The organism is Paracoccus sp. pheM1, assembly GCF_018499825.1.
Taxonomy (GTDB): domain Bacteria; phylum Pseudomonadota; class Alphaproteobacteria; order Rhodobacterales; family Rhodobacteraceae; genus Paracoccus; species Paracoccus versutus.
Map to the genome: position 1 here is coordinate 1,167,954 of NZ_JAGXCX010000002.1, position 22,384 is coordinate 1,190,337.

The 22,384-nt window shown below is 70.7% G+C and carries 22 protein-coding genes; 9 read left to right on the forward strand and 13 right to left on the reverse strand.

Annotated elements, in window-relative coordinates; translation table 11 throughout:
* Nucleotides 1–2 precede the first annotated feature (2 nt).
* The 4 genes from KF941_RS19875 to KF941_RS19890 are packed head-to-tail and all read right to left on the reverse strand — an operon-like array spanning nucleotide 3 to nucleotide 4,770.
* The gene (locus KF941_RS19875) at nucleotides 3–1,130 is read right to left on the reverse strand and encodes an acyl-CoA dehydrogenase family protein (protein ID WP_214274318.1); all 1,128 of its coding nucleotides are present in this window, start codon (nucleotides 1,128–1,130) and stop codon (nucleotides 3–5) included.
* Entirely contained in the window at nucleotides 1,127–2,308 is a 1,182-nt protein-coding gene (locus KF941_RS19880; RefSeq protein ID WP_214274319.1) for an acetyl-CoA C-acyltransferase, read from the reverse strand. The genes KF941_RS19875 and KF941_RS19880 overlap by 4 nt, the downstream gene beginning before the upstream one ends.
* 26 nt (nucleotides 2,309–2,334) lie before the next feature.
* Nucleotides 2,335–3,102 (reverse strand): SDR family NAD(P)-dependent oxidoreductase, encoded by a 768-nt coding sequence (locus tag KF941_RS19885; protein ID WP_214274320.1) that lies wholly within the window; start codon nucleotides 3,100–3,102, stop codon nucleotides 2,335–2,337.
* 9 nt (nucleotides 3,103–3,111) lie between these two features.
* On the reverse strand, nucleotides 3,112–4,770 hold the full coding sequence (locus KF941_RS19890) for an AMP-binding protein (protein WP_036760265.1): 1,659 nt from the start codon (nucleotides 4,768–4,770) through the stop codon (nucleotides 3,112–3,114).
* 128 nt (nucleotides 4,771–4,898) lie between these two features.
* On the opposite strand from KF941_RS19890, the gene KF941_RS19895 reads away from it, so the two are divergent.
* Nucleotides 4,899–5,921, forward strand: coding sequence for an AraC family transcriptional regulator (locus KF941_RS19895; protein WP_214274321.1), 1,023 nt, complete (start codon nucleotides 4,899–4,901; stop codon nucleotides 5,919–5,921).
* Here the strand turns inward: KF941_RS19895 and KF941_RS19900 are convergent.
* From KF941_RS19900 to KF941_RS19910, 3 genes are all read right to left on the reverse strand, one after another.
* Nucleotides 5,878–6,861 carry a hypothetical protein gene (locus KF941_RS19900; RefSeq protein ID WP_214274322.1) on the reverse strand — a complete coding sequence of 328 codons (984 nt, stop codon included), beginning with the start codon at nucleotides 6,859–6,861 and terminating at the stop codon, nucleotides 5,878–5,880. The two genes, KF941_RS19895 and KF941_RS19900, sit on opposite strands and share 44 nt — an antisense overlap.
* 145 nt (nucleotides 6,862–7,006) lie before the next feature.
* Nucleotides 7,007–8,116: a ParB N-terminal domain-containing protein gene (locus tag KF941_RS19905; RefSeq protein ID WP_036759866.1), complete on the reverse strand. Its 1,110-nt coding sequence runs from the start codon at nucleotides 8,114–8,116 to the stop codon at nucleotides 7,007–7,009.
* Nucleotides 8,113–9,417: an AAA family ATPase gene (locus KF941_RS19910; RefSeq protein WP_036759868.1), complete on the reverse strand. Its 1,305-nt coding sequence runs from the start codon at nucleotides 9,415–9,417 to the stop codon at nucleotides 8,113–8,115. Before KF941_RS19910 ends, KF941_RS19905 begins: the two co-directional genes overlap by 4 nt.
* A gap of 482 nt (nucleotides 9,418–9,899) precedes the next feature.
* Between KF941_RS19910 and KF941_RS19915 the strand changes: the two genes are divergently transcribed.
* The 8 genes from KF941_RS19915 to KF941_RS19950 all read left to right on the forward strand — a co-directional run bounded on the left by KF941_RS19915 (nucleotide 9,900) and on the right by KF941_RS19950 (nucleotide 16,377).
* On the forward strand, nucleotides 9,900–10,574 hold the full coding sequence (locus tag KF941_RS19915) for a DnaA N-terminal domain-containing protein (RefSeq protein WP_072462107.1): 675 nt from the start codon (nucleotides 9,900–9,902) through the stop codon (nucleotides 10,572–10,574).
* Between the two features lie 81 nt (nucleotides 10,575–10,655).
* The gene (locus KF941_RS19920; RefSeq protein ID WP_072462108.1) at nucleotides 10,656–10,913 is read left to right on the forward strand and encodes a PepSY domain-containing protein; all 258 of its coding nucleotides are present in this window, start codon (nucleotides 10,656–10,658) and stop codon (nucleotides 10,911–10,913) included.
* A gap of 147 nt (nucleotides 10,914–11,060) precedes the next feature.
* Nucleotides 11,061–12,023: a biotin synthase BioB gene (gene bioB / locus KF941_RS19925; protein WP_181820610.1), complete on the forward strand. Its 963-nt coding sequence runs from the start codon at nucleotides 11,061–11,063 to the stop codon at nucleotides 12,021–12,023.
* Complete coding sequence (locus KF941_RS19930) at nucleotides 12,020–13,135, forward strand: aminotransferase class I/II-fold pyridoxal phosphate-dependent enzyme (RefSeq protein WP_072462110.1); 1,116 nt, start codon at nucleotides 12,020–12,022, stop codon at nucleotides 13,133–13,135. Before bioB ends, KF941_RS19930 begins: the two co-directional genes overlap by 4 nt.
* A complete protein-coding gene (gene bioD, locus KF941_RS19935; RefSeq protein WP_214274323.1) occupies nucleotides 13,123–13,743 on the forward strand; it encodes a dethiobiotin synthase in 621 nt (206 codons plus the stop codon). Before KF941_RS19930 ends, bioD begins: the two co-directional genes overlap by 13 nt.
* On the forward strand, nucleotides 13,743–15,032 hold the full coding sequence (gene bioA, locus KF941_RS19940; RefSeq protein WP_214274324.1) for an adenosylmethionine--8-amino-7-oxononanoate transaminase: 1,290 nt from the start codon (nucleotides 13,743–13,745) through the stop codon (nucleotides 15,030–15,032). The genes bioD and bioA overlap by 1 nt, the downstream gene beginning before the upstream one ends.
* Nucleotides 15,029–15,637 carry a pimeloyl-ACP methyl esterase BioG family protein gene (locus KF941_RS19945; protein ID WP_214274325.1) on the forward strand — a complete coding sequence of 203 codons (609 nt, stop codon included), beginning with the start codon at nucleotides 15,029–15,031 and terminating at the stop codon, nucleotides 15,635–15,637. Before bioA ends, KF941_RS19945 begins: the two co-directional genes overlap by 4 nt.
* A complete protein-coding gene (locus tag KF941_RS19950) occupies nucleotides 15,634–16,377 on the forward strand; it encodes a methyltransferase domain-containing protein (RefSeq protein WP_214274326.1) in 744 nt (247 codons plus the stop codon). Before KF941_RS19945 ends, KF941_RS19950 begins: the two co-directional genes overlap by 4 nt.
* Here KF941_RS19950 and KF941_RS19955 read toward each other — a convergent pair.
* Genes KF941_RS19955 through KF941_RS19980 form a run of 6 tightly spaced genes read right to left on the reverse strand, consistent with a single transcriptional unit; the run spans nucleotide 16,374 to nucleotide 22,321 of the window.
* Nucleotides 16,374–17,039, reverse strand: a complete 666-nt coding sequence (locus tag KF941_RS19955) for a GntR family transcriptional regulator (protein WP_036759884.1) — start codon at nucleotides 17,037–17,039, stop codon at nucleotides 16,374–16,376. The genes KF941_RS19950 and KF941_RS19955 overlap by 4 nt on opposite strands.
* A 58-nt stretch (nucleotides 17,040–17,097) precedes the next feature.
* Nucleotides 17,098–17,667, reverse strand: a complete 570-nt coding sequence (locus KF941_RS19960) for a 2'-5' RNA ligase family protein (RefSeq protein WP_214274327.1) — start codon at nucleotides 17,665–17,667, stop codon at nucleotides 17,098–17,100.
* 48 nt (nucleotides 17,668–17,715) lie between these two features.
* Nucleotides 17,716–18,354 carry an LUD domain-containing protein gene (locus KF941_RS19965; RefSeq protein WP_114537694.1) on the reverse strand — a complete coding sequence of 213 codons (639 nt, stop codon included), beginning with the start codon at nucleotides 18,352–18,354 and terminating at the stop codon, nucleotides 17,716–17,718.
* A complete protein-coding gene (locus KF941_RS19970) occupies nucleotides 18,351–19,778 on the reverse strand; it encodes a lactate utilization protein B (RefSeq protein WP_214274328.1) in 1,428 nt (475 codons plus the stop codon). Before KF941_RS19970 ends, KF941_RS19965 begins: the two co-directional genes overlap by 4 nt.
* Entirely contained in the window at nucleotides 19,775–20,545 is a 771-nt protein-coding gene (locus KF941_RS19975; RefSeq protein ID WP_214274329.1) for a (Fe-S)-binding protein, read from the reverse strand. The genes KF941_RS19970 and KF941_RS19975 overlap by 4 nt, the downstream gene beginning before the upstream one ends.
* 9 nt (nucleotides 20,546–20,554) lie before the next feature.
* Nucleotides 20,555–22,321, reverse strand: coding sequence for an L-lactate permease (locus KF941_RS19980; protein WP_036759893.1), 1,767 nt, complete (start codon nucleotides 22,319–22,321; stop codon nucleotides 20,555–20,557).
* Nucleotides 22,322–22,384 lie beyond the last annotated feature (63 nt).

The following is a 22,384-nucleotide window of genomic DNA, read 5'->3' on the forward strand; positions in this document are numbered from 1 at the left end:
CCTCACAGGTTGCGGGCGATGACGAGGCGCTGCACCTCGCTCGTCCCTTCGTAGATCTGGGTCACGCGCACGTCGCGATAGATGCGCTCGACCGGGTAATCGGCCAGGTAGCCGTAGCCGCCATGGATCTGGATCGCCGCCGAACAGACCTTCTCCGCCATTTCCGAGGCGAAGAGCTTGGCCATGCTGGCCTCGGTCAGGCAGGGCTTGCCCGCCTCGCGCAACTGCGCCGCGCGCAGCACCATCAGCCGCGCCGCGTCGATCTGCACCGCCATGTCGGCCAGCTTGAAGGCCACCGCCTGATGCTCGATGATCGGCCGGCCGAAGGTGATGCGTTCGCGCGCATAGGCCAGCGCCGCCTCATAGGCGCCGCGCGCCATGCCGACCGCCTGCGCGGCGATGCCGATGCGCCCGCCCTCCAGGTTCGACAGCGCGATCTTGTAGCCCTCGCCCTCTTCGCCCAGCCGGTTCTCGACCGGCACCCGCATCCCGCTGAACGCCAGCGCGCAGGTGTCCGACGAATGCTGCCCCAGCTTGTGCTCGACCGAGACCACCTCGTAGCCCGGCGTATCCGTCGGCACGATGAAGGCGGAAATCCCCTTCTTCCCCGCCGCCGCATCGGTCACGGCAAAGACGATCACCACCGAACCGTTCTTGCCGCTGGTGATGAACTGCTTGCTGCCGTCGATGACATAATACCCGCCCTCGCGCCGCGCCCGCGTGCGCAGGTTCGACGCGTCCGAGCCGGCATGCGGCTCGGTCAGCGCAAAGCCGCCGATCCACTCGCCGCTCGCCATCCTGGGCAGGAAGCGCGCCTTCTGCTCCTCGGTGCCGAAGCGCAGGATCGGCACGCAGCCGACCGAGCTATGCACCGACATGATGGTCGAGCACGCCCCGTCCGCCGCCGCGATCTCCTCCAGCGCCAGCGCATAGGCGACCGTGCCGGTCTCCGAGCCGCCATGTTCCTCGGGCACCAGCATGCCCAGGAACCCCAGCGCGCCCATCTCGGTCAGTTCGGCGCGCGGAAAGGCGTGCGCCCGGTCCCGCGCCGCCGCCCCCGGCGCCAGCCGCTCTTGCGCAAAGTCGCGCACGGCGTCGCGGATCTGCTCCTGTTCCTCGGTCAGCATCATGCCATCCTCTCGATGGCGACCGCCGTCGCCTCGCCCCCGCCGATGCAAAGCGTGGCGATGCCGCGCTGGCCGCCATGCGTCTCCAGCGCCGCCAGCAACGTGACCAGCACCCGCGCACCCGACGCGCCGATGGGATGGCCCAGCGCACAGGCGCCGCCATGGATATTCACCGCCTCATGCGACAGGCCCAGATCGCGCATCGCCGCCATGGCGACCACCGCGAAAGCCTCGTTCACCTCGAACAGATCATAGTCCGAAAGCGCCGTCCCCGTCCGCTCCAGCAACCGCCGGACCGCGCCGATGGGCGCGGTCGGAAACAGCCCCGGCTTGTCGGCAAAGGTCGCGTGCCCGACGATCCGCGCCCGCGGGGTCAGCCCGCGCCGCTCGGCCTCGGAGGCCCGCATCAAGACCAGCGCCGCCGCCCCGTCCGAGATCGAGGAACTGTTCGCCGCCGTCACCGTGCCCCCCGGCCGGAAGGCCGGCTTCAGCGTCGGGATCTTGTCCAGCCGCGCCTTGCCCGGCTGCTCGTCGGTATCGGCCACCACCTCGCCGCCGCGGCCCTTGACCGTCACCGGCGCGATCTCGCCCGCGAAATGCCCGGCGGCAATCGCCTTCTGCGCACGGGTCAGCGAGGAGATCGCGAACTCGTCCTGCGCTTGCCGTGTGAACTGATAGGCTTCGGCGCAATCCTCGGCGAATGTGCCCATCAGCCGGCCCTTGTCATAGGCATCCTCCAGCCCGTCCAGGAACATGTGGTCCATGACCTGCCCATGCCCCATGCGATAGCCCGAGCGCGCCTTCGGCAGCAGATAGGGCGCGTTCGACATGCTTTCCATGCCGCCCGCGACCACGACATCGGCCGAGCCGGCCAGGATCAGGTCATGGCCCAGCATCGCCGCCTTCATGCCCGAGCCGCACATCTTGTTGACGGTCGTGGCCCCCGCGCCCAGGGGCAGGCCCGCGCCCAGCGCCGCCTGCCGCGCCGGGGCCTGGCCCTGGCCGGCGGGCAGCACGCAGCCCATGATGATCTCGTCCACCGCCTGCGGGTCCAGGCCGCCCAGCGCGGCGCGGATCGCGGTCGCGCCCAGCGCCGCGGCCTCGACCCCGGCGAAATCGCCCTGGAAACCGCCCATCGGCGTGCGGGCCGCGCCCGTGATGACAATCGGATCGGTGCTCATGATGACTCTCCCCTATTTCGGCGCCCTTATTTCGGCGCCATGCGCAGCGCGCCGTCCAGCCGGATGACCTCGCCGTTCAGCATCTGATTTTCGACGATATGGCGCACCAGCGCCGCATATTCCGCAGGATTGCCCAGCCGCGGCGGGAAAGGCACGTTGGCGCCCAGGCTGTCCTGCACCTCCTGCGGCAGCCCGGCCATCATCGGCGTGGCAAAGATGCCCGGCGCGATGGTCATCACCCTTATGCCGTGCCGCGCCAGTTCCCGCGCCGCCGGCAGGGTCAGCGCCGCGACGCCGCCCTTCGAGGCCGCATAGGCCGCCTGCCCGATCTGCCCGTCATAGGCCGCGATCGAGGCGGTGTTGACGATCACCCCGCGCTCGCCGCCCTCGCCCGGCGCGTTCTTCGCCATGGCATCGGCGGCCAGCCGCAGCATGTTGAAGGTGCCCACCAGGTTGATCTGGATGGCGCGGGCAAAGCTCTCCAGCCCATGCGGCCCCTCGCGCCCGACGATCTTCTCGCCCGGAGCCACGCCGGCGCAGTTCACCGCCACGTCGATCCGGCCGAAAGCCTCCAGCGCCGCGGCGATGGCCGCCTCGCCCTCCGGGCCGCTGGTCACGTCGGTCCTGACGAAACGCGCCGCCGCGCCCAGTTCCCCCGCCATCGCCGCGCCGGCCTCGGCATTGACGTCCAGCAGCACCGCCCGCGCACCCGCGCCGACCGCCATGCGCGCCACGGCCGCGCCCAGGCCGGAGCCGGCGCCTGTGATCACAAAAACCCCGTTCTCGATCCGCATGGTATCCCCCTACCTCTGCGCCAGTTTCTCGACTTCCGCCTTGCGCAGGATGAAGCGCTGGATCTTGCCGCTCGGCGTCTTCGGCAGGTCGGCGACAAACTCGATCATCCGGGGATAGGCATGGGCCGACAAGCGTTTCTTCACGTGCTGCGCCAGTTCCTCGCGCAGCGCCTCGGTCCCCTCGACGCCCTTGGCCAGCACCACGAAGGCCTTCACCACCTCGGTCCGCTCGGGGTCGGGCACGCCGACCACCGCCGCCTCGACCACGGCCGGATGCTCGATCAGCGCGCTTTCCACGTCGAAGGGGCCGATGCGATAGCCCGAGGATGTGATCACATCGTCCGACCGGCCGATGAAGCTGATCGACCCGTCCGGCTCGAACTCCACCGAATCGCCGGTGCGGTAATAGCCCCCCGCCAGCGCCGGCGTCGCCTGGTTCAGGTAGCCCGAAAACCACATCAGCGGCGACCGCTTCATGTCGATGGCCAGCACGCCCGGCTGGTTCGGCCCCAATTCGCAGCCCGCATCGTCCAGCACCACCACGCGATAGCCCGGCATGGCGAGGCCGGCCGAGCCCGGACGCACCGGATGCTCCAGCCCGTGATGGTTGTTCACGCACATGCCCATCTCGGTCTGGCCGTAATGGTCATGGATCGGCACCGCCAGATGCTCGGCGAACCAGCGGATGATCTCGGGGTTCAGCGGCTCGCCGGCGGAACTGACCACCCGCAGCTGCCCCTTGACCGCCGCGGCCGCCTCCGGCCCCGCCGCGATCAGCAGCCGGTAGGCGGTGGGCGAGCCGGCAAGGCTCGTCACCCCCATGCGCCCGATGATGCGATAGGTGGTCTCGGCGGTAAAGCCGCCCTCGTAGAAGATCGTCGCCTGCCCCAGCAGCAAGGGCCCGGTCAGCGCGTAATACAGCCCATAGGCCCAGCCCGGATCGGCGATGTTCCAGAACACGTCGCTTTCGCGCAGGTCCACCGCATCGCGCATATAGGCGCCAAAGGCCAAGAGCGCCCGCAAGGGCACCGGCACCCCCTTGGGCAGTCCGGTGGTGCCCGAGGTGGACATCATCATGAACAGATCCTCGCCGCGCCGCATCACCGGCTCGAACGCGTCCGAGGCCATGGCCAGCGCCTCGCGGAAATCCACGTCGCCCGGCGCCAGCGGCCCGGCGCCGCGCAGCACGGCGACCAGCGGGCAGTCCTCGACCTCGTCCAGCTTGGGCCGCTGGGCGGCATTCGTCACCACCAGCTTGGCGCCGCTGGTCCTCAGCCGATGCTCGATCGCCTTGGGGCCGAAGGCGGTGAACAGCGGCTGGTAGACCGCGCCCAGCCGCCAGGCGCCCAGCACCGTGGCGACCAGCTCGACCGTGCGCGGCAACAGCCCGGCGACCACGTCGCCCGGCCGGACGCCCTTGTCGCGCATCAGGTTCGCCGCCCGCGCCGCCATGCCGCGCAGATCCTCGAAGGTGTATTCCGTCAGCGCCTCGTCCGGCGACAGGCAGCGCAGCGCCACCCGGTTCGCGCCGCAATGGCGGTCGCAGCATTCGACGCAGGCGTTCAGCCCGGTCTCCAGGTCGCCGCGCAGCCCGGCGATGGCGTCCTCGATACGGAACCGCGCCACGGCCTCGTCATAGCGCGTCCGGGACAGGGTGGTCGCAGACATGTCTCTCCTCCTCAACTCTCCCGCATTCCGCGGTTTCCCCGAGTTCGGCGGCAGCTTAGCGCCGGCGACATTGCAAACAATGCCATTGGCGGCCAGAATATCTGATCGGTTTTGCAACAAGGGGCGCCATGGAACGCCGCACCATCACCCCCGGCTTCGTCGAGGACGCGCTGGACTGCCTTCACCGCCGCGGCATCGACCCCGCGCCGCTCCTGGCGCAATCCGGCATCCCCGCCCTGGGCGAGCCGGTCTCGAACCTGCAATACGGCAAGCTCTGGCTCGCCATCGCCGACCGCATCCGCGACGAATTCTTCGACGAGGCCCCCCGCCCCATGCGCCCCGGCAGCTTCCAGCTGCTCTGCCAGGCGGCGCTGCATGCCGGCACGCTGGAGCGCGCCCTGCGCCGGGCGCTGCTGTTCCTGTCGGTCACGCTCGACGACCCCACCGGCACCCTGCGCCTGCGCGACGGCCAGGCCGAGATCGTGCTGCGCGACGCCGGCCCGCCGCGCCGCGCCTTCGCCTATCGCACCTACTGGCTGATCCTGCTGGGCGTCATGTGCTGGCTGATCGGCCGCCGCATCCCGCTGATGCAGGTGGATTTCGCCTGCCCCGCGCCGGAGAACCGCCGCGACTACCACCAGTTCTTCGGCGCGCCGGTGCATTTCGGCCAGCCCGCCAGCCGGCTGAGCTTTGCCGCCAGCTACCTCGCCCTGCCCACCATCCGCAGCGAAAAGGCGCTGGAAGGCTTCCTGCGCGGCGCGCCCGCCAACATCCTTCTGCGCTATCGCCACGACCAGGGGCTTTCCGCGCGCATCCGCGCCCGGCTGCGCGCCGCCGCGCCCGAGGACTGGCCGGATTTCGACCGCCTCGCCGCCGAGCTGCGCCTGTCCCCCGCCACCCTGCGCCGCCGGCTGCGAGCCGAGGGCCAGGGCTTCGCCGCCATCCGCGCCGAGATCCGGCTGATGCGCGCGCGCCAGCTTCTGCGCGACACCGACCTCAGCGTGGCCGAGATCGCCGCCCGCCTGGGCTATGGCGAACCCAGCGCCTTCCACCGCGCCTTCCTGAAGATCGCCGGCACCACGCCGGCCGCCTTCCGCCGCGACGCGCTCAGCCCGCCAGCATCCACAGCCGGAACCGCCGCCCGCCGGTGATCTCGCGCGCCAGGCCCAGTGCCTTCATCCGCGACAGCATCCGCTCGGCGGTGTCGCGGCTGATGCCGGCGCTTTCCTCCAGCATCGCCGCGTTCAGCAAGGGATGCGCCGCCAGCGCCCGGATCACCCGGCCGGCGTTCTCGCCCTTGACCCCGGCCATCGCCTCCAGCGCGCGGGCCTGCCAGTCGGCCACCCGCGCCAGCTCGTGCCGCGCATCCTGGATCCCGGCGGTGACTGCGGCAAGATGCCGCGCCACGCGCTCGGCCGGGCTGCCGCCATCGACCCAGACCCCGCGACCATGCCGGCCCAGCGGCACGAAGCGCAGCGCCTCGCAGCCCTCGGCCATGTCGCGCGCGGTCCAGGTCGCGGGCTCGGCCAGCATCTCGGGCGCCGACAGACCGCAGAGCCGCCACAACACCCGCAGCGCCGCCGCCCTGACCAGCGGCGACAGCCCCGCGACCTGCCCGGCCAGGTCGCGGAACTCGGCCACCGCCGCGTCGAAATCCCGGCCCGTCGGCCGCGTCGCCAACAGCTCGTCCAGCCCGGAAACCGCGGCCCGGTGCAGCCCCAGGAAGCCGCGCAGGTCGCGCGCATCGCCCTGCCCCTCCAGCCGGCGGATGCCCCAGCGCGCCAGCCGCATCGCCTCCAGGTCGGCGCCGGCCCGCGCCTCCATCAGGTCGCGGCCGATCTCCTCGCGGCGCAAGGGCGTGCCCTGCGCCCATAGCATCGCCTCGACCTCGATCAGCGCCAGCCGGCGGTTGGCGCCGGCCCGCGCCTCGGGCTCCAGCGCCGCCACCGCGCCCTCCAGCCGCCCCAGCGCGAATGCGGCGCGGGCCAGTTCCGCGGCCTGCCCGGCCTCGGCGGAAAACCACGCCGAGGCATCAAAAAACTGGTGCGCGACCGATTTTCCGTGATATTCTATGTCCGAAGCGGATGGCATGTTTCCCGACCTGCAAGCAGCCTTATCCGCAGAATAACCCCATTTTGCGGATCACTGGAAGAGGGGGTGTTCACCCCCTGCCCCGATGCCCCCGGCCGGCCCCGAAAGGCCCGCGGCGGGGGCCGGACCTTCCCCGTGGGGAAGGTCAATCCAGGCTCTCCAGCATCACCCGCACCGCCGCCTCCAGCTTGCGCCGGTCCACGGCCGAGAAGTCGCGCGGCAGCCGGATCTCCAGCCGCCCGTTCGAGGCGGTGCATTTGGCGCTGCCCTGCGGCCGCTGGATCTGGAAGCTGATGCGGGCCTTCCCAGCGGGGACGGTCGGCGTGGTGCTGCGCGGCGCGGCGGCCGGCGATTCCTCGTCGCCCGCCAGCCCGGCATAGCGGCGCAGCAGCTCCAGCTCGTCCTTGACCGAGCGCGAATCCCAGTTCTTCAGCTCGGCCCGGATCGCGGCCGCCGTGCCCGGCACCTCGTCCAGCCGCTGCGCCAGCGCCAGCCCCAGCGCGCGCGGGATGTCGGGCGCGTAAAGCAAGGCATCGCCCAGGGCCTCGACCAGCCGGATGAAGCTGCGGATATAGCTGCGCTTCTGGTAGCCGGCGGATTTGAACAGGATCGCCACCGCCTTCTCGGGGTCGTTCTCCTCGGTCACGGGGTCCATGGCGTAATGCAGCGCCAGCTGCGCCATCTCGGCAAACGAGATGTCCTTGCGCACCATGTTCTCGTCGACCATGCGCCGGTATAGCCGCTCCAGCTCGTCGCCGCGCGCCGCGATGCCGGCCGGGATGCGGCCCCATTTCTCGACGTCGCCCGTCTCTTCCAGCAGCTGGCGATAGGCCGACAGCCGGCGCCAGCCCTGGATCAGCTCATAGCGGCCGTCCTCGGCCGGCTCGACCCGGATCGGGTTCGACAGGCCGATGTCGCGGATCGACTCGACCAGCTCGGTCAGCTCGTAATCCGGCCCCGCGGCGCGGTCGCGGATCAGCTTCTGCGCGTCGATGGCGTCCAGCGGGATCAGGTCGGTGATCAGCCCGGCGCGCTTCAGCCGCACATGTTCCTGCGCCAGCGCATCGTTCTCGGCCCGGATCTGCGCCTCCAGCCGCGCGCGGTCGCGGGTGGATTCGGCGGTCTCGGTGATGGCGGTGGCCATCGGGCCGCGGCGATGCTCCTTTTCCTCCTTCCCCGCGGGGAAGGTTTCCGGCACGGCCGCGGCGGGCTCGTCCGGCATCTCGATCTCGAACATGCGGCGCTTGCGGCTCATGCCTCGCCCTCCAGCTTGTCCCAGGCAGCGACGACATGGGACTTGAACTCCTCATAGGCCTGGTCGAAGGTCGCCCGCGCCCGGCGCCAGGTGCCGCGCGTCATCTCGCGATAGTCGATCTCGTAGATCGAGGACAGGAACCGGCCGGATTGCTCGACCGCGCGGGTCAGCTCGATCGGATGCTGGGCCATGTGCTGGCCGAAGACCTGCTGGAAGGCGCCATACATCGCCTGGTGCAGCTCGTTCGACGGCTCGTAGCGCGTCATCAGGAAGCGGATGTCGGCAAAGGCCTTGGGCAGCTTGATCTTCCCCGTGGGGAAGTTTTCGAAGCCATGCGACAGGTCTTCCAGCGCCTCGGACAGCTGGCCGATGAAGCTGGTGGTCGAGTCGTATTCCCAATAGCCGGGGCCCGAGGGGATATAGAGCATGTCGGCGGCAAAGACCGCGTTCATCGACTGGTAGCCGATGGCCGGCGGGCAGTCGAAGAGGATCAGGTCATAGGCATCGTCCGCCAGGCTGTCGAGAAAGCGCGACACCGCACCGAAGAAGGTCCATTCCGGGTTCAGGTGCCGGTATTGCGCGCTGGCGAACTCGACGAAGGCAGCGTTGGCGCAGCTCGGGATGATGTCGATGGTCGGCCAGGCGGTCGGCTTGATGAAGTCCGCCGGGCGCAGCATGCCCAGGCCCATGTCGCGGATCGAGGCCGGCAGCTTGCGCTGCGGGAGCGCAGTGCCGGACTCGGCGCCGCGGGCGGCGGCGTTCATGCGGTCGGTCTCGCGTTCCAGGTCGCGGGCCATGATGCCCCAGACGGTATGGTCCTCGCCCACGTCGGTCAGGCCCATGGAATGCGACAGCGTGGCCTGGGGGTCGAAGTCGACGACCAGCACCCGGTAGCCGTCCAGCGCCGCGGCATGGGCGAAGTGCAGCGCCACGGTCGACTTGCCGGCGCCGCCCTTGAAATTGGCGATGGCGGCGCGGAAGGCGCGCTTGCCCTCGGCCCGCCAGGGCATCAGCGTCTTGCGGTTGATGCGGATGCGGCGGCGCAGCTCGTTGATCTCGTCGAGCGAGAACCAGCGCTGGCGGCCGTCCTCCTCGACTTCCCCGAGGGGAAGGTTCGGCTCGGCGGCGAGCTTGCCGCGGAAGGTGGACTGGTTGATGCGGAAGATCAGCTCGGCCACCTCCCAGCTGGAGAAGCGGCGCAGCGTCTTTTCATTGGCCGGGCTGAAGGTCTGGCGCCGGATCCAGCCCTGCATCTTCAAGGATTGCGCCTGCAGCTTGGCGAGGTCTTCGTGCGTATACATAGGATGCCTGTATTTCTAGGACGCAGATTTTCTTCCGTTTCGCTTTTACGCCGGATTTGCACATTTGGCAAAAGGCGTTTTAATGGAATGGCCAGGATGCGGAGATCGCGGGGTTTTCCTGCATCGCCCGGCGAATCGGCCGGCGAATCCCTGGGCCGCAAACCCCGGAACGCTAACGCGGAAATGGGGGACGGGTTGGCGCGTTGCATCCCGGATTGGGGGACAAAACGCTGCTATTGGGGGACGGCCTGGATGACCCCCTATACCATTTGATACCGATTTTCTTTGATGATTTGGACGGGGAAACCGGGTCGGCGGGGAATCGCTTGACAGAATCGGATTTCAGGACGCAAATACGGAAGGGATGACGAAAAGCGTTTCAAACGGTGGCAAACCGACGCCGTCATCCCGGTCTTGCCCGGCGGGCAGGACAAGGCGGGCAGATGGAAGGCAGCCGGGAATACCGGGGCGCAGGAGCAGACATGCAGGTGATCCGTGCCGTCGGCCGAGAGGCGGCGGCGAAGAAATACGACTTGCTCTCGGCCATGATGGCGCATGGGCTGGCCGGCGACAAGCATCGCCAGCGCCTGGTGCTGCGGCTGATGGCGCTGATCACCACCCGTTATAACTGGCAGCGCGACGAACTGACCATCGGCCAGCGCGAGATCGCCCGGCTGTGGTGCGTGGACGAGCGCACCGTCAAGCGCGAGATGGCCAAGCTGCGCGCCCTTGGCTGGATCGAGATCAAGCAGCAGGGCGCGCGCGGCCGGGTGTCGGTCCTGGGCCTGAACCTTGAGCGTATCTTGTTGGATACAAAGGCGGAATGGCCGAACATCGGCCCGGATTTCGTCGAGCGCGTCGGCGGCCGCCGGGCCGAGCCGGCCAATAATGTCGTGCCGCTGCACCGGCCCGAGCCGATGCCGGCCGAGGGGCTGTGGGCCGAGGCGCGCGCCCGGCTGGCCGAGGAGGATCCGGCGCTATTCGATGCCTGGTTCGCCGGGCTGATGGAGGCCGAGCGCAACGAGACCTGCCTGACGCTGTTCGCGCCCAGCCGCTTTCATGCCAATTACGTCCAGACCCATCTGCTGGAGCGGCTGCGCATCGCCGTGCAGCGCTGCGACGGGCGCGTCGGCAAGCTGCGCATCCTGGGCCCCTGAGCGCCGCGGGCGCTGTAAGCGGGCTGTCAGCCCGGTCCTGCTATTGCGGTGGCACGGAACGCAAATGCAGGAGAAAGAATCATGCGTCTTGTTGCCTTGATCCCGGCCATTCTGGCCCTGGCGACCCCCGCCGTCGCCCATGACCGCTGCCATGTGCCGCACGATCAGCGGCGTCCGGCCAACGAATTGCGGGCCGACCTGGCCGCCAAGGGCTGGACCGTCCGCAAGATCGAGATGGAGGACGGCTGCTACGAGGTCCACGGCCAGGACCGCAGCGGCCTGTCGGTCGAAGTCCTGTTCGATCCGGCCAGTTTCCAGGAAAGGGGACGGGACGATTGAGCGGGCAGGGCGCCCTTTTGCCCGGCGAAGGGGTGCCCGCCCAGCCAGTCGGCGATTGTTCCTGAAATAATAGATAATATATACGGATTAACAAAGCGGCCCTGCCGGTTTTATAGATATCTCCACATGAGGCTCAGGGAGGTATCCATGCCCCAGCAATCGCGCCGCGCCGCCGAGATCTATCGCCAGCCGCTGATGGAACTGCTGTTCCAGGCCCAGACCGTGCATCGCGCGCATTTCGACCCGAATGTCGTGCAATGCTCCAAGCTCTTGTCGATCAAGACCGGCGGCTGCCCCGAGGATTGCGCCTATTGCTCGCAATCGGCGCGCAACGGCTCGGACCTGTCGGCCTCGAAGCTGATGGAGGTGCAGCGGGTGCTGGCCGAGGCCCGGCGCGCCAAGGAGGCCGGGGCCACGCGCTATTGCATGGGCGCGGCCTGGCGTTCGCCCAAGGAACGCGACATGCCGGCGGTGCTGGCGATGATCCGCGGCGTCAAGGCGCTGGGGATGGAGACCTGCATGACGCTGGGCATGCTGGACGCGGACCAGGCGCTGCGGCTGAAGGACGCAGGGCTGGACTATTACAACCACAATATCGACACCTCGGAGCGCTATTATTCCGAGATCATCACCACGCGGACCTTCCAGGACCGCATCGAGACGCTGGAGCGGGTGCAGGCGGCCGGCATCAACGTCTGCGCCGGCGGCATCGTCGGCATGGGCGAGACCGAGGAGGACCGCATCTCCATGCTGGAGACGCTGGCCGGGCTGGAGGTGCCGCCGCAATCGGTGCCGATCAACATGCTGATGCCGATGGCGGGCACGCCGCTGGCGGATGTGCCCAAGCTCGACCCGATCGAGATGGTGCGCACCATCGCCACGGCGCGCATCCTGATGCCGACATCCCATGTGCGGCTGTCGGCCGGACGGTCCGAGATGAGCGACGAGATGCAGGCGATGTGCTTCTTTGCCGGGGCCAATTCGATCTTCGTCGGCGACACGCTGCTGACCGCCGGCAATCCCGGCGAGGACAAGGATGCGCGGCTGTTCGCGAGGCTCGGGCTGCGGGCCGAGGTGCTGGACGCGTCGCAGGAGGGCTGCGCGGCATGAGCTTTGCGCGGCATCGGGCGGCGCTGGACGCGCTGGCGCGGCGCGGGCGGCTGCGGCGGGTGGCGCCGGCCGCGGGGCTGGATTTCGCCTCGAACGACTACCTGGGGCTGGCGGGGTCGGAACTGCTGGCCGGGGCGGCGCGGGATGCGCTGGCGCGCGGCGTGGCACTGGGGGCAGGGGGGTCGCGGCTTTTGCGCGGCAACCACGGCGAGCATGAGGCGCTGGAGGCCGAGGCGGCGGCTTTCTTTGGCGCCGAGGCGTGCCTTTACATGGGCGGCGGCTTCCAGGCCAACCAGGCGATCTTTTCGGCGCTGCCGATGCAGGGCGACCTGGTGCTGCACGATGCGCTGGTCCATGCCAGCGCGCATGAGGGGATGCGGCTGGGCCGGGCGGAATGCCGCGGTTTTGCCCATAACGATGCCGCGGATGCGGCGCGGGTCGTCGCGGAATGGCGCGCGGGCGGCGGGCGCGGCCGGGTCTGGATCGCGGTCGAGAGCGTCTATTCGATGGAGGGCGACCTGGCGCCCTTGCCCGCGCTGGCGGCGCTGGCCGCGCGCGAGGATGCGGTGCTGGTGGTGGACGAGGCACATGCGACCGGCGTCTTTGGCCCGCAGGGCAGGGGGCTGGCGCATGGGTTGGGCTGCGCGCTGGTGACGCTGCATACCGGGGGCAAGGGGCTGGGCGCCTCGGGCGCGCTGGTCTGCGCCGACCGGGTGCTGGTCGAGGTGCTGGTGAACCGGGCGCGGCCCTTCGTCTATGCCACCGCGCCCTCGCCCTTGTCGGCGGCGGTGCTGCGCGCGGCTTTGCGGGCGTTGGCGGATGATCCGGCGCTGGTCGCGGGCGCGCGGGCGCGCATGGCGCAGGCGGGCGATGCGGCGCGGGGCTGCGGCATCGCGGCGCAGAGCCAGATCGTTCCGGTGATCGTCGGCGACGACCATCGGGCCCTGGCGCTGGCCGCGGCCTTGCAGGCGCAGGGCTTCGACGTCCGCGCGGTGCGGCCGCCGACGGTGCCCAGGGGGACGGCGCGGCTGCGCCTGTCCGTCACCGGCAATGTCGGGGCGGCCGAGATCGCGGCGCTGTTTGCGGCGCTGGAGGCGGCATGGGTGCGGTGATCGTGGCGGGCACCGATACCGGCATCGGCAAGACGGTCTTCAGCGCCGGGCTGACCCGCGCGCTGGGGGCGAGCTATTGGAAGCCGGTGCAGGCCGGGCTGGAGGAGGGGACCGACAGCGAGACCGTCGCGCGGCTGTCCGGCCGGCCGGTGCTGGCCGAGGTCTATCGGCTGCGGCTGCCGGCCTCGCCGCATCTGGCGGCCGAGCGCGAGGGGGTCGAGATCGATCCGGCGCGGCTGGCGCTGCCGCAGGTGGCCGGCCCGCTGGTGGTCGAGGGCGCGGGCGGGCTGATGGTGCCGCTGACCCGGCGGCTGCTTTACCTGCAGGTCATCGCCGGCTGGGGCGCGCCGGTGGTGCTGTGCTGCCGCACCGCCTTGGGCACGATCAACCATGCGCTGCTGTCGCTGGTGGCGCTGCGGGCCGCGGGCTGCCGGGTGGCGGGCGTGGCCTTCATCGGCGAGGAGGCCGAGGACAGCCGCCGGGTGATCTGCGAGATCGGCGCGGTGCGCGACCTGGGCCGGCTGCCGCTGCTGGAGACGGTGACGGCCGGGACGCTGGAGGCGGGTTTCGCCGGCATCGACGTCGATGCGATCCGCGAGGTGCTGTGATGCGGGATGTCGACCGGCGGCACCTGTGGCATCCCTATGGCTCGATGCGCGAGCCGGGGCCGGTGCATGAGGTCGCGGCGGCCGAGGGGGTGTGGCTCACGCTGGCGGACGGGGCGCGGATGATCGACGCCATGTCCTCCTGGTGGGCGGCGGCGCATGGGCATCGCCATCCGCGGCTGGTCGCGGCGATGCAGGCGCAGCTGGCCCGGCTGCCGCATGTCATGTTCGGCGGGCTGACGCATGGGCCGGCCGTCGGGCTGGCGCGGCGGCTGGTCGGGATGCTGCCCGCGGGGCTGGACCGCATCTTCTATTCCGACAGCGGCTCGGTCGCGGTCGAGGTGGCGCTGAAGATGGCGGTGCAGGCGCAGCTTGGGCTGGGGCAGGCGGGGCGGGTGGCTTTCGCCTCGGCCCGCGGCGGCTATTACGGCGATACCTGGAAGGCGATGAGCCTGTGCGACCCCGAGACCGGCATGCACAGCCATTTCGGCGCCGCCTTGCAGGTGCAGCATTTCGTGCCGCGCCCGCCCATCCCCTTCGGCGCGGAATGGACGGACGATCCGGCGCGGAACGGGCTGGGCGCGGTCGAGGCGCTGCTTGCCGAGAAAGCGCATGAAATCGCCGGGTTCATCATCGAGCCGGTGGTGCAGGGCGCGGGGGGCATGTGGTTCTATCACCCGCGCTGGTTGGCCGGGGTTCGGGCGCTGTGCGACCGGCATGGCGTGCTGCTGATCCTGGACGAGATCGCCACCGGCTTCGGCCGCACCGGCAGGCTATTCGCCATGGAACGCGCCGGGGTGGTGCCGGACATCCTGTGCCTGGGCAAGGCGCTGACCGGCGGCATGATGAGCTTTGCCGCCACCGTCGCCTCCGGCCGGGTGGCCGAGGCGATCTCGGTCGGGCCGGCGCCGGTCCTGATGCACGGGCCGACCTTCATGGGCAATCCGCTGGCCTGCGCCGTGGCCTGCGCAAGCCTGGACCTGCTGGCCGAGGGCGCCTGGCAGGGGCAGGTCGCGGGGATCGAGACGGGGTTGGCGCAGGGCCTTGCCCCGGCGCGCGGCCTGCCCGGCGTGCGCGACGTGCGGGTGCTGGGCGCGATCGGCGTGATCGAGCTGCGCGAGGCCCTGGACATGGCGCGCGTGCATGGCTTTTGCCGCGAAAGCGGGGTCTGGCTGCGGCCCTTCGGGCGGCTGCTTTACTGCATGCCGCCCTTTGTCGCCCGGCCCGAGGAGGTGGCGCGCATCTGCGCCGCCATGGTCGAGATCGCGGGCTGGCCCGCGGACCGGCCATGAGGGCGGAATGGCTGCGCCGCGAGGGCGCGCCCGAGCTGATCGTGGTGCTGACCGGCTGGGCGGCCGGGGCGGCGCCGTTCCGGCACCTGGCCGGGCCGGCGGATGTGCTGGTGCTGTCGGATTACCGCGACCTGGCCCTGCCGGACTGGCCGCGGGGATACGCGGCGATGGACCTGGTCGCCTGGTCCTTTGGCGTGGCGGCGGCCTGCCGGCTGCCGGGCCTGGCCGGCTTTCGCCGCAAGGTCGCGGCCTGCGGTTCCTGGGCGCCCTGCGACGACGACCTGGGCATCCCGCGCGAGACGGTGCGGGCCACGGCGGCGAACCTGTCCGAGGTCTCGCTGCGGCAATTCGGCCGGCGGGCCGGTTGCGCCGTCGCCGCGGACGCCGATCCCGCCGCGCTGCGCGACGAGTTGCAGGCGGTGATGGGCTGGGACGCCGGGCAGGTGCCGGGTTTCGACCGCATCTGGCTGGGCGCGGCCGACCGCATCTTTCCACTGAAGAACCTGATCCGCGCCTGGCAGGGCTGGCCGGTCGAGACGCGGGTGCTGGAGTGCGGGCACAATCCCTTTGCGCAATGGCGCGACTGGGCCGAGGTGCTGGCATGACCGCGCTGGCCGGGCGGGTGGCGCGGTCATTCGCGCGCGGCATGGCGACCTATGACGGCGCGGCGCTGGCGCAGCGGCGGATCGCGGCGCGGCTGTTCGCGGCCTATCGCCGGGCCGCGCCGGGGCACCGGCCGGCGCGGGTGCTGGAGGCGGGCCATGGCTCGGGCCACCTGACGCGGCACCTGCTGGGGCTGCGGCCGGCGCGGCTGTGGCTCAATGACCTGGCCGCGCCGGAACTGCCGGGGGTGGCGGCGGAATACCGGCCGGGCGACATCGCCGAGGTGGCGCTGCCGGGGGCGGTGGACCTGGCCGCCTCGGCCTCGATGATCCAATGGGTCACCGATCCGGCGCGGGCCGTGGGCCGGCTGTGCGATGCGGTGGCGCCGGGGGGCTGGCTGGCGCTTTCGGGGTTCGCGCCGGGGCATTTTCCCGAGCTGCGGGCGCTGGGCAGCCGGGCGGCGGCGCCGTCATACCTGAGCGGGGCGCAGATGGCGGCGCTGCTGCCGGCGGGCTGGCGGGTCCGGGGCGCGGGGGAATGGCCGATCGTGCTGCATTTCCCCGGCGCGCTGGAGGTCTTGCGCCACCTGCGCGCCACCGGGGTCAACGGCTGCGCCGGGCATATCCGGTCGCCGGGCGCGCTGCGCGACTTCATGGCGCGCTACGAGGCATTGCACGGGGGCGCGCGGGACGTCGCGCTGACCTATGTCGCCAGCTGGCTGGTGGCCGAGCGGCGCGGCTAGCCGTGGATGGCGAAGGCGTCGCGCTTGTCGCTGGCCGGGGGCGCCGGGCGGCGGCCGATCCAGCGCACATGGCGCGCCAGCGTGGCGCATGCGGCGTCCACGTCGCCCTTGCGCAGCGCGGCCAGGATGGCGCGGTGGTCGTGGTCGGTCCGCGTCTCCCAGTTCGACTGCCAGGCGGCGAAGAGGAAGCGCGCGCTGGCGGCGTGCAGGTCGTCGATGGCGGCCAGCAGCCGCGGCATGGCGCAGGGGGTCAGGATCAGCTTGTGGAAGCGGCGGTTCGCCGCCTCCCACGAGCGCACGTCGCGCGAGGCGTCGCCGGCCTTGGTCGCCTCTTCCGCCGCATGGAGGATGGCCGGGGTCAGGTGCGGCGCGGCATGGCGCAGCGCCAGTTCCTCGAGCGCGGCGCGCATCTCGGCCACCTCCTTGACCTCGGGCAGGTCGAAGGCGGCGACGCGGACGCCGCGGCGCGGCTCGCTGATCGCCAGGCCCTGGGCTTCGAGGCGGCGGAAGGCTTCGCGGACGGGGACGTGGCTGGCGCCGAATTCCTCGGCGATGCGGTCCTGGCGCAGGCGCTCGCCGGGGCCGATCTCGCCCGCCACGATGCGGTCGGCCAGCACGCGGCTGATGCGGACCGCCAGGGTTTCTTCTGATCCCGCGCTCATGGCGCCATGGATAAGGCGGGCGGCGGGGATTGTCGATAAGGCTTCGGCGCCCCGAGGTTCAGCGCAGCGGCCAGCGCGCCAGCGGCACGTGCCGGCCCAGGCCCTGCAGGTTGTCGATCAGCGTAAGCTGGTCCACCCGCCAATGCACCGGCGGGACCGCGATGCCCTGCGGCGGCAGGGGCTTGCCATAGGCCAGCGTCACATGCGGGGTGACGCGGTGGCGGGCGACGCCCAGCCCGGCGCCGGCCAGCCGCTGCCACAGCGTCTGGCACAGCGCGTCGGGGGCGGGGTTTTCCTGCCGGCCGACCAGCACCAGCGGCCGGTCGCGGCGGCGCGGCGGCCCGAAGGTGGTCAGCTGGTCCAGCACCAGGTCGAAGGCGGGAAAATCCAGCCCCTCCAGCGGGCGGCCAAGCGCCTCGGCCATCCATGGCTGGAGCTGCGGGGTGCGGATCACCGGCAGGATGGTCATGTGCAGCGTCGCGCGGCGAAAGCGGTCGCGGCGCTGGGCGAGCTGCCAGGCGGCCTCGATCCGCGCCACCACCTCGGGCGGCGGGATGGCGACGAAAAGCAGGAAATGCTCGCGCGGCGTTTCCTGCGGCATTTCCTGCGCTTGCGGGGCGTCGGGCATCGCGGCCTCCCATCGGTGCCGCAATGCTAGGGCAAATCGGCGCGGCGGTCAGCCCGCGATCAGGATGACATGCAGGAAGCCGGGGCCATGGGCGCCGCGGACATAGCTGCCCTCGATGTCGGTGGTGCCGCTGGGGCCGGTGATCAGGATGGCGTTGCGCGGGATCGCCTGGGCGGCAAGGCGGGCGGCATAGTCCTCAAGGTAGGGCAAGAGCGTCGCCTCGCGCAGCAGCACGACATGGTGCAGCGGCAGGAAGGACAGCAGGATCGGGTTCTGCGGTCCCGAATGGACGACCAGAGAGCCGCTTTCGGCGATGCCGTAAAGCGCCAGGCCAAGCGCCGCGGGCTCGTCCGCGGCGATGCCCGGATGCGGGGCGAGGCCCTGCCAGTCCAGCGCCGCCAGTTCCGGCGCCGGCTGCATGGCGAAGCGGGGCGGCAGGCCATGCGCGTCCAGATAGCGGGCCATGGCCCGCGGCACCTCGGCCAGCGTGGCGATGCGGTCGATGGTGGTGCCGAGCGCGGCGGCCTTCAGCGCGAAGGCCTCGGGCAGTTCCGGCGCGGCAAGGCGCGGGCGGGCGGCGTCGGGATCCTCAAGCAGGGCGGCGGCCTCGGCCGCGATCCGCTCGGGCGGCTTGCCAGGGCCGAGGGTGGCGCGGATGGCCGAAAGGATGCGGTCGCGGGCGGTCATTTGCGGGCCTTCTGCTGGGCGCGGTATTGGTCCATGAAGCTGCGGGCCGCCGGGCGCGGCAGGTCGCGGTGGTCGGTCCAGCCCCCGGCCAGCGGCAGGCGCGAAATCCAGCCGCCCTTGCCGAAAAGCCGCAGCGCAGGCAGCCCGATGCGGGTCGCCAGGCGATAAAGCCGCGGCCGGCGGGCAAGTTGCGCCCAAAGCCCGATGCCGGTGCGGACCGGGCCGGGCTCCAGCCCCTCGCGCCAGCTGCGGCGGCGCCAGGCGCGCAAGAGCGTGGGGATCGGGATGCCGACCGGGCAGACCTCGGCGCAGCGGCCGTTCATGGTGCAGGCGTTGGGCAGGTCGCGGGACGCCGCCAGCCCGTCCAGCACCGGCGTCAGCACCGAGCCCATCGGGCCGGGATAGGTGCCGCCATAGGCATGCCCGCCGATCTGGCGATAGACCACGCAATGGTTCATGCAGGCGCCGCAGCGGATGCAGCGCAGCATCTCGCGGAACTCGTCGGCCAGCATCTTCGTGCGGCCGTTGTCGACCAGGACGATATGCATCTCCTCGGGCCCGTCGGCATCGCCGGGGCGCTTCGGGCCGGCGTGGAAGGTGGTGTATTGCGTCATCTCGCCGCCCGTCGCCGACCGCACCAGCAGGCGCAGCAGCGCAAGGGCATGCGCGGTCGAGGGCACCAGCTTCTCGATCCCCGCGGTGACGATATGGATGCGCGGGGGCGTGGTGGTCAGCTCGGCATTGCCCTCGTTGGTGACGGTGCAGGTGGCGCCGGTATCGGCGACCAGGAAATTCGCGCCGGATATGCCGATGTCGGCCGACAGGAATTTCTCGCGCAGGACGCGGCGGGCGCTTTGCACCATGGTCGCCGGGTCTTCGGCGGCGGGCGGCGGCTGGTGGCCGGTCTTGAAGAGCTCCGCCACCTGCTCGCGGGTGCGGTGCATGGCGGGCCAGATGATATGCGAGGGCGCCTCGCCCGCCAGCTGGATGATATGCTCGGCCAGGTCGGTCTCGACCCGCTCGATGCCGGCATCGGCCAGGGCATGGGGCAGGCCGATCTCCTCGCCCAGCATGGATTTGGCGCGCGTCACCAGCCTGGCGTCGGCGGCCAGGCAGATGCGGGTGACGATGGCGCGGGCCTCGGCATCGTCGCCGGCCCAGTGGACCTGCGCGCCGCGGGCGGTGGCGTTCCGCTCGAACATCTCCAGGTAATGGCCCAGATGGGCGATGACATGATCCTTGATCGCCTGGCCGCGGGCGCGGGCGGCCTCGAATTCGGGGAATGCGGCCAGGGCCGCGGCGCGCTTTCGCTCGGCATTGCCGGTGGTGCGGTCGATGGCGGTCTTCAGCACCGGGTCGGCCAGGGCCGCCGCGGCGCGAGCCTTGAACGGGGCCTTGAACGGGGCCTTGAAGGGTGCGTTCATGGCGCGTCCTCGCCGATGGCGGGGCCCTGGGCGCGGCCGGCCAGCACCTCGACGGTGTGGAAGCAGCGGGTCTTGGCGCCGCGGCGATGCAGCTTGCCGGCCATGTTCATCAGGCAGCCCAGGTCGCCGGCCAGCAGGATGTCGGCGCCGGTGGATTCGACCGCCTCGGCCTTTTCGGTGACGATGGCGTTCGAGATGGCGGAATATTTCACGCAGAAGGTGCCGCCGAAGCCGCAGCAGGCGTCGTTGCCGGGCAGGCCGCGCATCTCCAGCCCCTCGACCTGGGCCAGCAGCGCGCGCGGCTGCGCGGCGACGCCCAGCTCGCGCAGGCCCGAGCAGCTGTCGTGATAGGTGGCGGAGGCATCGCACCTCCGCCCCCGTGGCGCGAAGCCCATGACATCGTGGAGGAAACTGGTGATCTCATGGGTCTTCGCCGCCATGGCGCGGGCGCGGGCGGCCCAGTCGGGGTCCTCCGCCAGCAGCTCCGGGTAGCCATGCACCATGGTCGCCGCGCAGGAGCCCGAGGGCAGGACGACATGGTCGTAGCCCTCGAAGGCGGCGATGGTCTGGCGGGCCAGATGCGCCGCGTCGCGGTCGTCGCCGCTGTTCAGCGCCGGCTGGCCGCAGCAGGTCTGGGCCTGCGGCACCTCGACCACGCAGCCCGCTTCCTCAAGAAGCTGGAGGGCCGCGAAGCCGATCTGCGGGCGGATGGCGTCGACAAGGCAGGTCACGAACAGACCGACTGTCGGTTTTGGCTCTCCGGTCATGGTTTCCCCCTAGTTGGCGACGGTGTCGGGACGGGGGCCGCGGTTGCGCGACATGAAGAACAGCACCGCACCCGCCCAGATCGCGGCGGCGACCCACCACATGGGGTTGCCGGTCAGCAGCGCAAAGCCGATCAGCCCGCCCTGCACGACGTAATAGGCCATTGGGATCAGGGTCTGGCGGATGATCGCGCCCTCGCGGTCGGTCAGCCCGACGGTGGCCGAGGCGGCGACGACGTTATGGACGCAGATCATGTTGCCGGCGGCCCCGCCGATGGCTTGCAGCGCCACCACGGTGCCCGCGCCCGCAGCCCCCAGGCCGATCTGCTCGGCGGTCGAGAACTGGAAGAGCGAGAACATCATGTTGCTGACCGTGTTCGAGCCGGCGACGAAGGCGCCCATGGCCCCGATCAGCGGCGCGAACATCGGCCAGGCATCCCCCACCACCGACGAGACGCCCTGCGCCAGGACGATGGGCATGCTGGCATAGCTGTCCGAGGCCGAGTTCAGGAACACCTGCACCATCGGCACCGCCAGCAGCAGCGCCGGGGCGGCGGCGATCATGGTCGTGCCCGAAGCCTTGAGCGCCCGGCCGTAGTCGCGCCCCGACATGCCGTGCAGCACAAAGGTAAAGAGCGAGGCCAGGATCAGGATCGTGCCGGGCAGGAACAGCACCTGCACCGAGGCGTTGATGCCCGAGCCGAACAGGTCGCGGAAGGCGATCGTCATCTCGGGCGAGGTGAGCCATGCCTTGATCGGCGCGATCGAGCGGGTGATGACCAGCAGGGCCACGACGAAGACATAGGGCGCCCAGGCCTTGACCAGCGGCATCACCGGCTTGTGGGCATTGTGGTCCTCGAGATCGTCGAGCTTGCCGACCCAGTTGTCGTTCCAGTCGCGGCGCGGCGGGAAGTCGAAGCTTTCCCTGGGGATCAGGAAGCCGCGTTTCGCCGCCGGCACCACGATCATGAGCCCGACGATGCCGCCCAGGAGCGAGGGGAATTCCGGTCCCAGCGTCGCGGCGATGAGGTAGTAGGGCACGGTGAAGGCGAGGCCCGCGAACAGTGCGAACTTCCAGATGCGGAAGCCTTCGGCAAAGGAGCGGTTGGCGCCGAAGAAGCGCGTGAGCATCCCGACCAGGATCAGCGGGATCAGGAAGCCGATCAGCCCGTGGATGGTGGCGACCTTGACCGCGATCTCCAGCAGGTAGTCGCCGAAGGCCATGGGCGCGATGGTCGCCTCGACGATCTGCTGGTCGGCAAGGCCGGTGCGCACGCCGACCAGGATCGGCGTCCCGACCGCACCGAACGACACCGGCGTGCTCTGGATAATCAGCGTGACCATGACGGCGGCCATGGCGGGAAAGCCGATGGCCACCAGCAGCGGCGCGGCGATGGCCGCCGGCGTGCCGAAGCCCGAGGCGCCCTCGATCAGCGAGCCGAAGAGCCAGGCGATGATGATCGCCTGCACCCTCCGGTCGGGCGAGATCGAGGTGAAGCCGGCCCGGATCGAGCGGATGCCGCCGCTTTCCTCGAGCGTGTAGAGCATCAGGATGGCGCCGAAGACGATATAGAGCAGGCTGACCGCGGTCACGGCGCCGTTGACGGTGGCGCCCAGGACCTTGTTAAGCTCGGTGCCCCAGATCAGCAGGGCGGTGGCGGCGGTGACGAGATAGGCCACCAGCATCGAGAACTTGGCCGATTTCGCCAGCACCACCAGCAGCACGAAGACCGTGGCGATGGGCAGCAGGGCCAGGATGAATGTGATTAGTCCAGCCATCTTTCCTCCTCAGATGGGGCGGGCGGTTCCGCCGTTGCGGGTGCGCAGTCCTGCGCGGTCGTC

Coding starts and splice junctions, on each gene's coding strand:
- KF941_RS19950 (WP_214274326.1), top strand. CDS start 15,634: ATGACCGCGCTGGCCGGGCGGGTGGCGCGGTCATTCGCGCGCGGCATG.
- KF941_RS19915 (WP_072462107.1), top strand. CDS start 9,900: ATGCAGGTGATCCGTGCCGTCGGCCGAGAGGCGGCGGCGAAGAAATAC.
- KF941_RS19975 (WP_214274329.1), bottom strand. CDS start 20,545: ATGACCGGAGAGCCAAAACCGACAGTCGGTCTGTTCGTGACCTGCCTT.
- KF941_RS19920 (WP_072462108.1), top strand. CDS start 10,656: ATGCGTCTTGTTGCCTTGATCCCGGCCATTCTGGCCCTGGCGACCCCC.
- KF941_RS19905 (WP_036759866.1), bottom strand. CDS start 8,116: ATGAGCCGCAAGCGCCGCATGTTCGAGATCGAGATGCCGGACGAGCCC.
- bioA (WP_214274324.1), top strand. CDS start 13,743: ATGCGGGATGTCGACCGGCGGCACCTGTGGCATCCCTATGGCTCGATG.
- KF941_RS19945 (WP_214274325.1), top strand. CDS start 15,029: ATGAGGGCGGAATGGCTGCGCCGCGAGGGCGCGCCCGAGCTGATCGTG.
- KF941_RS19895 (WP_214274321.1), top strand. CDS start 4,899: ATGGAACGCCGCACCATCACCCCCGGCTTCGTCGAGGACGCGCTGGAC.
- bioD (WP_214274323.1), top strand. CDS start 13,123: ATGGGTGCGGTGATCGTGGCGGGCACCGATACCGGCATCGGCAAGACG.
- KF941_RS19980 (WP_036759893.1), bottom strand. CDS start 22,321: ATGGCTGGACTAATCACATTCATCCTGGCCCTGCTGCCCATCGCCACG.
- KF941_RS19955 (WP_036759884.1), bottom strand. CDS start 17,039: ATGAGCGCGGGATCAGAAGAAACCCTGGCGGTCCGCATCAGCCGCGTG.
- KF941_RS19960 (WP_214274327.1), bottom strand. CDS start 17,667: ATGCCCGACGCCCCGCAAGCGCAGGAAATGCCGCAGGAAACGCCGCGC.
- KF941_RS19970 (WP_214274328.1), bottom strand. CDS start 19,778: ATGAACGCACCCTTCAAGGCCCCGTTCAAGGCCCCGTTCAAGGCTCGC.
- KF941_RS19890 (WP_036760265.1), bottom strand. CDS start 4,770: ATGTCTGCGACCACCCTGTCCCGGACGCGCTATGACGAGGCCGTGGCG.
- KF941_RS19875 (WP_214274318.1), bottom strand. CDS start 1,130: ATGATGCTGACCGAGGAACAGGAGCAGATCCGCGACGCCGTGCGCGAC.
- bioB (WP_181820610.1), top strand. CDS start 11,061: ATGCCCCAGCAATCGCGCCGCGCCGCCGAGATCTATCGCCAGCCGCTG.
- KF941_RS19910 (WP_036759868.1), bottom strand. CDS start 9,417: ATGTATACGCACGAAGACCTCGCCAAGCTGCAGGCGCAATCCTTGAAG.
- KF941_RS19900 (WP_214274322.1), bottom strand. CDS start 6,861: ATGCCATCCGCTTCGGACATAGAATATCACGGAAAATCGGTCGCGCAC.
- KF941_RS19930 (WP_072462110.1), top strand. CDS start 12,020: ATGAGCTTTGCGCGGCATCGGGCGGCGCTGGACGCGCTGGCGCGGCGC.
- KF941_RS19880 (WP_214274319.1), bottom strand. CDS start 2,308: ATGAGCACCGATCCGATTGTCATCACGGGCGCGGCCCGCACGCCGATG.
- KF941_RS19965 (WP_114537694.1), bottom strand. CDS start 18,354: ATGACCGCCCGCGACCGCATCCTTTCGGCCATCCGCGCCACCCTCGGC.
- KF941_RS19885 (WP_214274320.1), bottom strand. CDS start 3,102: ATGCGGATCGAGAACGGGGTTTTTGTGATCACAGGCGCCGGCTCCGGC.